This is a genomic window from Shewanella oncorhynchi (assembly GCF_030848765.1).
Taxonomy (GTDB): Bacteria; Pseudomonadota; Gammaproteobacteria; order Enterobacterales; family Shewanellaceae; genus Shewanella; species Shewanella oncorhynchi.
This window is the reverse complement of sequence record NZ_CP132914.1, coordinates 3,538,600-3,551,277: the sequence shown is the minus strand read 5'-3', so window position 1 is coordinate 3,551,277 and position 12,678 is coordinate 3,538,600. Positions and strand designations below refer to the sequence as shown.

Sequence of the window (12,678 nt, the reverse complement as noted above, 5' to 3'; positions counted from 1 at the left end):
AGCATTTAGTCTCATCCAGAGTTGGCAAGCCCTTACTGGTTTTATCCTTCCTTAGTTTATTGCTCGTTTTTTATTTTGCAGTCACTCACAAAATGAGATAACAGTTTAAGGTGTCTCTAAGCGCTCTTTTACTCTGCTTTGTTGCTCCAGTTGATTTCCCCTACGCTTAAGTGTTTTTCGTATCAAAAATTTCTCATTTTTAATGAATTGCCTTGACCTTGTGAATAAATAAATGGGATATCATAGCTGATAATTGCCTAGCTATTGCTGGGGCCTTACATAGAACAATGCGCATTCCTTTTTCCGTTGGAGCCTTCATGGAACAGTCGAGTTTACTCACGTCGGTGCTGCTATTTTTATTGGCGGCGGTTATTTTTGTTCCTTTAGGTAAACGTTTTGGCGCTGGCCCGATCCTTTCCTATCTAGCTGCTGGCATCATTTTAGGCCCTGGTGGCATGGCCTTAGTTTCTGATCCTGCTGCTGTGTTGCATTTTGCCGAGTTAGGTGTGGTGCTCATGTTGTTTGTGCTGGGTCTCGAATTGAATCCAAGTAAATTATGGGAACTTCGCAGTGCTATCTTTGGTTTAGGTAGTGGTCAGCTGTTGTTGTCATGGGCTGCGATTGGAGGATTGGCTTGGGGCTTTGGCTTGTCTATTGAGGCGGCTTTAGTGGTTGGTGCCGCGCTATCTTTATCATCGACAGCCTTTGCCGTGCAGTTAATGAGTGAGCATAGGTTGCTTACAACCCCACTTGGACGTGATGCTTTTGGGGTCTTGTTAATGCAAGATCTTGCGGTTATCCCTATGTTGCTGCTGACAGCATATTTGGCGCCCAATTCTGCTCAGATTGAACATCATGCGGTGCCTTGGTACTGGACGTGTCTTGCGCTCGTTGGTTTTGTGTTAGTGGGGAAATATTTACTGCCTAAATTCCTTAAACTAGTGGCAAGCAGTGGGGTGCGTGAAGTGCTCACCGCTTTTGCATTATTGCTGGTCATGGGTAGCGCTGAGTTAATGGAGTGGTTGGGACTTTCTGCGGGCATGGGGGCATTTTTGGCGGGTATTATGCTCGCTAACTCAAGTTATCGGCACCAGCTCGAAACTGACATAGAACCTTTTAAAGGCTTATTGCTTGGGCTGTTTTTTATGGCTGTCGGTATGAGTATGGATTTGAAATTATTGATATCTGATCCGTTACTTATTCTGGGCATTTTAATGGCTATGTTGCTGATTAAAACCTTTGTGCTTATGGTGTTGGGGCGCATTCGGCACCACAAATGGCGGCCTAGTATTGCACTAGGTTTGATCCTTGCTGAAGGGGGCGAATTTGCCTTTGTGCTTTTATCTCAGGCGCAGCTATCTGGTATTGTCGGCGATAAAATTGCGCAAGTCCTTGTGCTTGCTATTGGTTTGTCTATGGCAGTAACGCCTCTATTATTTACTTTGTTCCGAGCAACTAAAGCCAAAGTGGTGGATACTCGTTTGCCAGATACGATTAATGTCACCGAATCTGAAGTGGTGATTGCTGGATTTGGTCGAGTAGGCCAGATCACGGGGCGTATTTTGGCCTCATCAGGTATCCCTTTTGTCGCATTGGATAAGGATGCGAGTCATGTGGATGTTATTCGTAAATACGGTGGTGAAGTGTATTTTGGGGATGCCAGACGCTTAGACATGTTGATGTCGGCGGGGATTGCTCGGTCTAGATTACTATTGCTTGCCGTGGATAGTGTTGAGGATTCCATTGAAATTGCTCAGCAAGTGAAAACGCATTTTCCCCATATCAACATAGTCGCGCGGGCGAGGGACCGTAACCATGCTTATCGTTTGATGAGCCTTGGGGTGACGGATGTGTTTCGTGAGACCTTTGGTTCGGCGCTATCGGCCAGTGAGAAGATTCTCCAAGGCCTAGGTTTATCGCAGGTACAAGCCAACGAGCGGGTAAAAATCTTTGCTGAACATGATAAGAAACTGGTGATTGCTAGCGCAGCCCATCAAAATGATTTAGCGACGTTAATCAATCTATCGAATAAGGGTAAGGCAGAGTTGGAATCCCTTATGCGTGGAGATAGGGAGAATGTGAGCTAATGTTGTCACTCTGATTTGGATATAAAAAGAGAGCATAAATGCTCTCTTTTTTATTGGTTTACAACATCAAATTTAACGCTGATGTTTAAGTGTTAAAAGCTATAGCTGTATTGCAGTTTGACGTTGCGTTCTTCACCCGGCATACCACCGAGGAACATGGCTTTACTGTAATAGTCTTTATTGAAAAGGTTATTGATGTTCAGCTGGATTTTCCAAGAATCCGCGTTGTAGCTTACTGCCGAGTCAACGACGGTATAGCTAGGCACGTAACCGTCTGGAATACCAAATGAGCTTGAGTGCGTACTGCGATCATCGACAAATTTTGCACCAAGGCTCAGCTCGATTGGGCTTGATAATCTAAACCAATCCGCGCCATAGGTAATCCAAGCACTGGCAGTGACATAAGGTACGCCTTTTTGTCGGCTATTGTAGGTTAAAGTATTTGGATTTTGTTTATCCCTTGCATCTTGGTACATGCCGTTGAGGTTAATGCGCCATTGATCATTAAGATGGGCATTGAGATCGAGTTCAACTCCCTGAGTATCTTCGCTACCATCGTAAAAATACACGGGTACTTCTGGTCCTGATACGCCTACTTTATATTCTTCATTCGTATAAGGCACATTGGTTCGTGAGCTTTTAAAGAGCACCAATGATGCGAGCATTTGATCATCAAAGGCTTTAAAGCGCATACCCAGATCATTGCTTACCGATTCTGAATCTTCACGGTCAGTATTTTTGCCGGTCACAGAGCCTAATATACTGTAAGCCGTGCGCCCCTTTGAGTGGTTCACAAAGAAAGATAAATCGTCCGTTGGCATATAAGTTAAACCTAGATTATAGGTGATGCCGTTATCCGTAGTGTCCTCTTCCTGCGTCGCAGCAGCTTGACTTGCACTATAGCGTTCATCGACACCTAAGTGTTCATAACTTTGTTTTATCTCGTTAAAGGCAACGCCTACACGTGTGGTGAAGCCATGTCCTAAATATCCCACGTGTTGTACACCTAAACCCCAAGCGCTAACTTTTTTGTCATAGTTCGCAGTCTTGAGTGGGTCATAGTCCTCAAACTTGCCTGTACCCCAGTTAGGATTACGGATGTCGTAAATATAAGGCAGGGAACCTTGATAAGTGATTTCTCCATCCTTGTTTTTATAGATTTGATCCGCATCGTAGATAGAATATTGCTGGAAGCGAATATTACGGTCTTCATAGTTGGCATTGACCAATAATTCATTGTCTATATTGCCAATTTGGAAGTCATAACGTAAATCGGCAAAGTACTGCCACGAAGTCTCGTCGGCATCCACTTTACGGTATTCCTGACGTCTTGCAGCAAAAGGATAAAGTACGCCGTTTTCAACTAAAGGCGCGCGGGGATCTGTGTTGATCGGGTTTTTGCCTTGTTTCCAGTAGACGTAGTTATAAGCACCTGTTTGGCGGGCGAAGCCTGAAGTGTAGTCGCGATACTGTAATTGCTGATTAAGAAACAGATTATCGTTGAAGTAAATATTATGGGTTAGTTTAAATCTTAACTCTTCGCCTTCATTGTCCTTCGCCATGGGTGAAATCAGCCCTGCATCACCAAACGAATAGGGCCTTAAGCCGTCAGCACCCGACAACGAGGCCGCTAACTGCTGACGCTGTGCATCGGTCAGTTGTAGACCTTTACCACTTGGATCGTTGATCAAATCCTGCCAAGTGACCTCTCCCGCGCTCTTACCGCCGACTGAATCGGCATTGTAAATTCGAATCGGGTGGCCAATAGAGTCAACGGCAATAGCATCTTTGATGTAAGCACCTGAAAGCATTACATCTTGGCTATCACTTAATACCCATTTCAAGGCGCCATAGATTTCGTCTCTGTCTGTGCCTATATCGCGATAGCCATCACTGCGGCCGGATTTGGCCACTAAACGGTAGGCGACATCATCGCTCAGGCCACCCGTGCTATCCAGAGCAAGAGAGTAGGTATCCCATTGCCCAACTTCGGCGGTAAATTTGTTTTTTGACTCGAATTGCGGTTTTTTCTCAATTAAATTGATGACGCCGCCAGCACTCCCCATGCCATAGAGTCCAGTCGCAGGGCCTTTTAATACTTCTACGGATTCAACGTTGGTTAAAGAGCGCGTGGGGTTGAAAGTGTTACCAAGGCCAGCACCGCCATACATACCGTCATAGGTGTAATTTGCGCCTAAACCACGGATGACTATGTTGTCACCGATGCCATAGTTATTACCCGCTTGAGTCACACCACTGATGTTACGGATCAAGTCTTGCAGATTATCTGTACCTTGGGTTTCGATCAGTTCTTGGTCAACAATCACTACAGCTGCAGGGGTTTCCATGAGGGACATGTCGGATTTAGTCGCTAGCCCTGAATTTTTCACCACTGAGTTTTGTCTGCCATAAACCGTGATGCGCTCAACATTGGCTTCAGTATTTGCTGATACCGAGTTAGCTTCGGCGGATGCAGTTTGCGATAAAACGGAAAGGCAGGCGAGTGCAGTTAGTGACAAACGAAATGATTTCATTAATGGTTCCCCCAAATAAATAGGTCGCGAATAGTAATGATTTGCATTTAAGTTGGCAACATATGTTTCAGATGTCGTGGTTGAAATGTGCAGTGCTGCGAATAAGTGTTACGAAAAGGCATGTATTTGAGGAAGTAAGGTATGGGTTCTCGCAGGAGAAAAGCTTCATAAAAAGTCGCGTCTAAGCTTCATCCCGCTGTAATGTCAAATTTGTTTCATTTTTTTTATAAAAAAGTGATTTATTTTTTGAGTTAACCATCACATCCCACCTTGTTGATCGGGAAACGCAACCTGGTACTTAGTTTGAATCGCACACGACACTTGTTTCGTTTACGTAAACGTCAAAATAAAACGGTCGTTTAAATTCGTAGCAATGGCAACAGTCTTTATCATTATGATTTATATGAATTTATCTGACTTACCTCTAGGTTAGTTCAAAACATTGAGCATTTTCTACTTAGGTCTAATAGAGTAAAAATGATGTAACAATAAATTTACTATACGTTATTTAATTACGTAATTAATTACTTTGCGTATTGATTGGTAAAGTTGTCTGACAAGTTTCATTTAACTGCAATTACCATATGTGATTAAAATGTTTAATTGCATATTTATCAGTCGTTTGTTGTTTATTTTGTTGCTTGGTCAGACCAATTTTAGCATGGTTTTTACTTAGGTTAATGCATGTTTTTGTCAATCTTGGACTGTTGCAAATACAAACGTTTGTCGGTAAGTTTTAGTTCGAAACAAACATTTGATGGTTTTTTGGTGAGTTTATAAGCAGTGGTGATTGGGGATACTACTGCTTTATATGTCAGCGTTAAGCCTGTGATAGTGGAGCCTCTTGGGAGGGCATCAAGATGACGGAACACACTTTGAGTGAACAGCAATTGAATTCGACACTGGGTAAAGCTACAGCAAACGCCACGCTTAATATTGTGGGCCGTGACATTCCAGGCCAAGAAGTCATCTTTACCGAAGGGGCTGTCGCCTTACTCGAATCCCTTTGTCGTGAATTTGCCGACGAAGTACCCGCCTTACTCGCTAAACGTAAAGATAAGCAAGCGCGTATCGATAAAGGCTCATTACCCGACTTTCTGCCTGAAACCCGCGCTATTCGTGATGGTGCATGGCAAATTCGCGGTATTCCTGATGACTTACTTGACCGCCGCGTAGAAATCACAGGTCCCGTTGAACGTAAAATGGTGATTAACGCACTCAACGCCAATGCCAAAGTGTTTATGGCCGATTTCGAAGATTCTTTAGCACCAAGCTGGGAAAAAGTCGTCGAAGGTCAAATCAATCTACGTGATGCAGTGCGTGGCGATATTGAGTACACAGCACCGGACACGGGTAAGCACTATAAATTAGGGCCAAATCCTGCAGTGCTTATTTGCCGCGTTCGTGGTCTGCACCTTAAAGAAAAACACGTGCAGTTTAATGGCAAAGCGATTCCTGGCTCACTGTTTGATTTCGCACTGTATTTCTACCACAACTATCGCCAACTTTTGGCCAAGGGCAGTGGTCCATATTTTTATATTCCTAAGTTAGAAAGTCATATTGAAGCGCGCTGGTGGGCAAAAGTGTTTGCTTTTGTTGAGGAAAGGTTTTGTCTGCAAGCGGGCACGATTAAATGTACTTGCTTGATTGAGACTTTGCCTGCCGTGTTCGAAATGGACGAAATTCTCTATGAACTACGTTCCAATATCGTCGCACTGAACTGTGGTCGTTGGGATTACATCTTCAGCTATATCAAAACATTAAAACGTCATAGCGACCGAGTCTTACCGGATCGCCAAGCCGTCACTATGGATACGCCTTTCTTAAGCGCTTATTCAAGACTCTTGATTAAGACCTGCCACAAACGCGGTGCCTTAGCGATGGGCGGCATGGCAGCCTTTATTCCTGCTAAAGATCCTGCTCAGAACGAAGCGGTATTGCAGCGAGTTCGTCGAGATAAAGAGCTTGAGGCGCGTAACGGTCACGATGGCACTTGGGTCGCGCACCCTGGCCTTGCTGACACCGCTATGGGGATTTTCAACGAATACATAGGCCAAGATCACTGTAATCAATTACATATTACCCGTGATGTCGATGCGCCGATCCTTGCCAGCGAGTTACTTAAAACCTGCGACGGTGAGCGCACTGAACAAGGGATGCGTCTGAACATTCGTATCGCCCTGCAGTATTTAGAGGCGTGGATCAGCGGCAACGGTTGTGTACCTATTTACGGCTTAATGGAAGATGCGGCTACGGCTGAGATCTCTAGAGCATCAATTTGGCAATGGATCCAACATGGTAAGTCGCTGTCAAACGGCAAATTAGTGACCAAACAACTCTTTAAAGACATGTTGGTTGAAGAGCTGTCGAACGTGAAAAAAGAAGTGGGTAGCGACAGATTCACCCATGGCAAATTCACCCAAGCGGCGGTATTGCTCGAAGACATTACCACCTCCGACGAGCTGGTCGATTTCTTAACCTTACCCGGTTATGAAATGCTGACAGCTTAGAATGGACTCATTTGCTTGAACCGTTTTAGGTAAACCAGATTTAGCTGTGGCGGGGCTACCGTCAACCAAACAATTTAGCAGAGTGAAACTGGGGGGCAGTTTCATGATAGCTACAACATCAAAGATAAAGGAGCGACACTATGACTAAGGCAACGACTCAGACTTCACGTCAAGAACAGATTGATGCAATCAAGCGAGATTGGGCAGAAAACCCACGTTGGAAACACGTGCGTCGTCCTTATACCGCAGAAGAAGTGGTTGCGCTTCGCGGTTCAATCGTGCCTGAGAATACTATCGCTAAGCGCGGTGCTGCTAAGTTATGGGAATTGGTTAACGGTGGCGCTAAAAAAGGCTATGTGAATTCACTGGGTGCGTTAACGGGTGGTCAAGCGGTACAACAGGCGAAAGCGGGTATCGAAGCGATTTACCTTTCAGGTTGGCAAGTGGCAGCCGATGCTAACTTAGCCGGCACTATGTACCCAGATCAATCTTTATACCCTGCCAACTCAGTGCCAGCTGTGGTGTCACGCATCAATAACTCATTCCGTCGTGCTGACCAAATTCAGTGGGGCAATGGCGTTAATCCAGAAGATGAAAAATTTGTTGATTACTTTCTGCCAATTATTGCTGACGCAGAAGCGGGTTTTGGCGGCGTATTAAATGCCTTCGAACTGATGAAGTCGATGATTGACGCAGGCGCTGCCGGTGTTCACTTTGAAGATCAGTTAGCTTCAGTGAAGAAATGTGGTCACATGGGCGGCAAAGTATTAGTGCCAACCCAAGAAGCGGTACAAAAGCTGGTTGCTGCACGTTTAGCGGCGGATGTGAGCGGTGTCGATACACTGGTTATCGCCCGTACCGATGCTAACGCGGCCGATTTGTTAACTTCAGATTGTGACCCATACGACCGTGATTTCGTGACAGGCGAGCGCACTAATGAAGGTTTCTACCGTGTTAAAGCGGGTCTTGACCAAGCGATTTCTCGCGGTCTAGCTTACGCCCCGTATGCGGATTTGATTTGGTGTGAAACCGCTAAACCGGATCTTGAAGAAGCGCGTGTTTTTGCTGAAGCGATTCATGCTCAGTACCCAGATCAACTGCTTGCTTATAACTGTTCGCCTTCGTTCAACTGGAAGAAAAATCTGGACGACGCCACTATCGCGCGCTTCCAACAAGCCTTGTCAGACATGGGCTACAAGTACCAGTTCATCACTTTAGCCGGTATCCACAACATGTGGTACAACATGTTCGACCTCGCTTACGACTATGCTCGTGGCGAAGGTATGAAGCATTATGTTGAAAAAGTTCAAGAAGTTGAGTTTGCTGCAGCGAAGAAAGGTTACACCTTCGTCGCGCATCAACAGGAAGTGGGCACAGGTTATTTCGACCAAGTGACTACGGTTATTCAAGGTGGCCATTCATCAGTGACCGCACTGACAGGTTCTACCGAAGAAGAGCAGTTTTAAGCAGTAAGCAGCGCTTAGGATGGTCCATTGTGATTGTGGATCACTCCTCAGCACGCCTTATGCCGATGTGTGGTGAGGCGTGGTTAAAAACTCGAAATAGAGGGCAAGGGCGGACTGTGATGAGTTACCGAGCTTGCAGCTTAAATATCGAGTCGAGTATGAAAGAGTGTTACCCGTAAGCCTGTGTTTAGCTGCTTTGCAGCTGTTATCCCCGTGCAGTTCGCCTACATGTGCTGTGCGGGTTTTTAAGTCAAATTTTGTGACTTAACTTCCTACCCAGTAAGTTTTTGCTTGCCTTAGCTTGGCGACTCTATGAGTCGCTATTTTTTTGCTTATTGGTTCACTATTGCGCTGATTAATATGGTGCAACTCTGATGCGACTTGGTGCAATAATCGGATTATTTTACAGCAGCTTATTGCTATCTCATTGTTATTTAATGGCTATCAATAGTGGCCTGGAAAATGCTCTGAATAATGTGGAAAGTTATAGCGTATTAAAGCTGATTGCTGGCATTCACATTGAGGTCACCGCCATGAAATATTACAGTCGCCGTTTAGTTAAACCTGAACATTTAAATCCAGCAAACACCCTGTTTGGCGGTCAGTTGCTCAGTTGGATAGATGAGGAGGCCGCTATTTTTGCTGCCTGCCAGATGAAGAGCACCAGTCATGTGACTAAGCTGATTTCTGAAATCAACTTTATGACGCCAGCACATCAAGGGGATGTGATTGAGTTTGGTCTGGAGCTCGTGAGTCTCGGCCACAGCTCGATTACTGTCAGCTGTCAAGTACGCAATAAGATGACGCAGGCGCCAGTGGTGAGTATAGATAAGATGGTGTTTGTGCATGTGAATGCCCAAGGATTGCCTGTGCCCCATGGTATTCGGGCGAATGCGGCTTAAGGGGCGTGGCGCTTAAAATGCGTGATGCTTAAATGTATAAGATGCTTAAAATGAGCAGTGACACCTAGGCGTCACTGTCATTAGTCTTTGGTTAAATCTTCTTTTACCGATTTGACCGCATCCCGTGAAGCATGACCTATGGCTTTTGTCGTGTCTCGAGTCGCGTGGCCTATCTCAGTGGTGACTTCTTTAGTCGTTGTGCCGATGGCACGGCCTGCGTCCTTTAAATCCGCACAGGCGGATGTAGCGAGTAATAAAGGAATAATAATGAGCGTCGCTTTATTCATTGTGATGCTAATCCTCAATTTAAGTTCGTAACTCAATTTACTGGGCCTTGCCATTTTTACTGTACTAAATGACATTCGGGACAATATAACAGATCTTGAGCTGAATCACGCTATGGCGATATTATCTGCCGAGTCGCTGTTGCAATGCTTCTGGGCGAGTGTCAACCGAGTGAGCGAAACAGAAAGCAGTAAATGACGTCGTGGGTTGAGTTATCGAACTCGACAAATAAAAACGCCAGTGGCGTTTTGCGCACTGGCGTCTAAGGTCGCTAAATAATACTGCAAAGATTATTCGAGTTTGGCTAAGCGTTGTTGATAGTCTTCAATCAGGTGCTGCATGATTTCTTCTGGCGCCGCATCGTCACAGCAATCGTCTAAAAAGATTTTAAAGGTGACTAAGGCATGGCCATCATTTTTGAGTCTGTCACTCTGCATTGAGAAGTAAGCATCTTCATTTTCGGCTTTACGAACCACAAACTTATTCGTTTCGAAGGTTTTTTCCCCAGAAAGCTCGTGCCATTTAGTGATGCGATTTAACGCGATCTCACAGGACTGGTTCATTTCAATATGATTTAACCAAGTAACGGGATGTTCAGGATCTTTGTAATGTGGACATCTAACTGTGTAGTTATATACATGGGTGATTGCAGTCATAGCGTACCTACCTGTTCGAGGATATTGTTGCCATCATAGGCATCGTTTTTGAATTCGGTCAATCATTAATTAAGTCTATATAGCCTTGATGTTTTTTGACGGAGAAGGATAGTTACTGCATGAAAATTAACCATTTACTTAATCTGTCATGTCTCTATTTAGCATGAGTTTTATGCCAATAACTTTGTGCTAGATCTCAGTTTTGGGTGAAGTTTCGCTTTTGCTGAATTACTGATTAATAAAGCAACAACTTGGTCGTCAGTAAGTCTTATTGATAAAAAGAGCGAACAGCGGAGTAAATAGGTTAATTAAACTTTGATGGGAGCAATACGTATAAGTGGCAGTACTAAGTTGTCGCAGAGGAAACGCAGAAAGCAGAATGGACAGAGGCCCATTCGTTAGAACGGGCCTCTCAGCTGGCTTCATCTTTTGCAGGGAAAAAGCGAACTGGGGCCATCTTATCGGATCTGTAACAGTCTGTAACCCACAGAGATCACGTTTTTTATATCATTTTGCTATGAATATTTGAGGTTCAGATCCTTTCTTCTTGAATATGCTGATTTGTGAGCGTTTTGTCAGTGCAAAGGTGCATAGACACTGAGTTTTATGTTGGTTTTTGTTACTCAATTTTTAAGATAGTAACTTACCTCACCATCTTGTTGATACAGGTGTAAAAAAGGCCCCAATAGTACAGCAATAATCTGTGCACTATTGGAGCCTAAAACGAATTCATTGGAGGATGAAGTCGTGTTTACGCACTAGCAGGACAATAAGTCGTTATCCAGCAAGTTAGCGCACGATTGCTGTGTGCTAACTTGCGATTGGTAAGGTATCGCGATTACAGCGCACAATTACAGCGCATTAGTGAAGATCTGACAGATCTCCGCATGGGTCGCTTGTTTTGGATTCGTGAATCCACAGGCATCTTTTAACGCGTTATCCGCAAGTGTTGGAATATCTTCCGCTTTCACGCCTAATAAGGTCAGGTTTTCAGGGATCTTAACCGCAACAGACAGTTTTTTGATTGCCGCTATCGCCGCACTGGCACCTTGCTCATCTGTCATCGCAGACACATCGACACCCATAGCCTTGGCAATGTCTTTTAAGCGTGCAGGGACGACCTGGGCGTTATATTCCTGCACATGGGGCAGCAGCAGGGCGTTACACACGCCGTGGGGCAGATCGTAGAAACCGCCTAATTGGTGCGCCATCGCATGCACATAACCTAAGCTGGCATTGTTAAACGCCATACCCGCTAAGAATTGGGCGTAGGCCATTTGTTCACGGGCGTTGATGTCTTGACCGTTTTCAACTGCGTTGACTAAGTTAGCTTGAATCAATTCCATGGCCTTGATCGCACAGGCGTCGGTGATCGGGTTAGCTGCAATAGACACATAGGCTTCAACCGCGTGAGTCAGTGCATCCATACCAGTTGCGGCAGTTAGGCTCGCAGGCTTTTTCAGCATGAGCTCAGGGTCGTTGACCGACAGCAAAGGCGTGGTGTGTTTATCGACAATCGCCATTTTAATGTGGCGGGCTTCGTCGGTAATGATACAGAAGCGCGTCATTTCACTGGCAGTACCTGCCGTCGTATTAATGGCCACTAACGGCAATTGTGGTTTTGCGGATTGATCTAACCCTTCGTAATCCTTAATGCTGCCGCCATTGGTGGCAACAAGGGCGATACCTTTGGCACAATCATGGGGTGAACCGCCGCCGAGTGAAATCACAAAGTCACACTTGTTGGCTTTTAACAGGGCTAAACCCGCTTCGACGTTCGTCACTGTTGGATTAGGTTGTACGCCATCATAGATGGTGGAGGTAATGCCATTTTGACCGAGTTTTTCGGCCACTTCACCCACTAAGCCAATCTTGACTAAGGGTTTATCTGTCACTATGAGTGCGTGTTTAAAGCCTAAGGTTTTGATGTCACCGATAGCATCATCCACTGCGCCTTGGCCTAATACGTTGACAGAAGGAATAAAAAATTTAGCAGCCATAAAATCCACCTATTTGCTTGTAAAGATTAAGTTGTGTTCTTTTCTGGTGATCAAGCTACCAATTTGGAGGTAGTGAAAGTGTGAGCTTGATCGAGTTCGGCGCTTATCTGAGGGTAATTTCCCACTAAAGTTGGAACTGGGTAACTAAATTTCGGACTTTTATGACGGGTATTAGTGTTGGCGTACGATATGGTTTTTTTAGCGTTGTTAGCGCCCCTGGTGATGCATCATTTCTGTG

The 12,678-nt window shown here is 44.9% G+C and carries 8 protein-coding genes; 4 read left to right on the top strand and 4 right to left on the bottom strand.

What is annotated here, in order from left to right; translation table 11 throughout:
* Positions 1-317 precede the first annotated feature (317 nt).
* The gene (locus RA178_RS15855) at positions 318-2,087 is read left to right on the top strand and encodes a monovalent cation:proton antiporter-2 (CPA2) family protein (protein WP_105249794.1); all 1,770 of its coding nucleotides are present in this window, start codon (positions 318-320) and stop codon (positions 2,085-2,087) included.
* 92 nt (positions 2,088-2,179) lie between these two features.
* On the opposite strand, the gene RA178_RS15850 is transcribed toward RA178_RS15855, so the two are convergent.
* A complete protein-coding gene (locus tag RA178_RS15850) occupies positions 2,180-4,621 on the bottom strand; it encodes a TonB-dependent receptor (RefSeq protein ID WP_306682725.1) in 2,442 nt (813 codons plus the stop codon).
* Between the two features lie 860 nt (positions 4,622-5,481).
* Between RA178_RS15850 and aceB the strand changes: the two genes are divergently transcribed.
* The 3 genes from aceB to RA178_RS15835 all read left to right on the top strand — a co-directional run bounded on the left by aceB (position 5,482) and on the right by RA178_RS15835 (position 9,499).
* On the top strand, positions 5,482-7,131 hold the full coding sequence (gene aceB / locus RA178_RS15845; RefSeq protein ID WP_263167146.1) for a malate synthase A: 1,650 nt from the start codon (positions 5,482-5,484) through the stop codon (positions 7,129-7,131).
* Between the two features lie 140 nt (positions 7,132-7,271).
* Complete coding sequence (gene aceA, locus RA178_RS15840; RefSeq protein ID WP_028760720.1) at positions 7,272-8,597, top strand: isocitrate lyase; 1,326 nt, start codon at positions 7,272-7,274, stop codon at positions 8,595-8,597.
* Between the two features lie 533 nt (positions 8,598-9,130).
* Entirely contained in the window at positions 9,131-9,499 is a 369-nt protein-coding gene (locus RA178_RS15835) for an acyl-CoA thioesterase (protein WP_006080843.1), read from the top strand.
* An 80-nt stretch (positions 9,500-9,579) separates the two neighbouring features.
* Here the strand turns inward: RA178_RS15835 and RA178_RS15830 are convergent, their stop codons facing one another.
* The 3 genes from RA178_RS15830 to yiaY form a co-directional block, all read right to left on the bottom strand.
* On the bottom strand, positions 9,580-9,786 hold the full coding sequence (locus tag RA178_RS15830; protein WP_028760719.1) for a hypothetical protein: 207 nt from the start codon (positions 9,784-9,786) through the stop codon (positions 9,580-9,582).
* Positions 9,787-10,074: 288 nt separating this feature from the next.
* Entirely contained in the window at positions 10,075-10,440 is a 366-nt protein-coding gene (locus tag RA178_RS15825; protein ID WP_028760718.1) for a hypothetical protein, read from the bottom strand.
* Between the two features lie 851 nt (positions 10,441-11,291).
* Complete coding sequence (yiaY, locus tag RA178_RS15820; protein WP_028760717.1) at positions 11,292-12,440, bottom strand: L-threonine dehydrogenase; 1,149 nt, start codon at positions 12,438-12,440, stop codon at positions 11,292-11,294.
* Between the last annotated feature and the right edge of the window lie 238 nt (positions 12,441-12,678).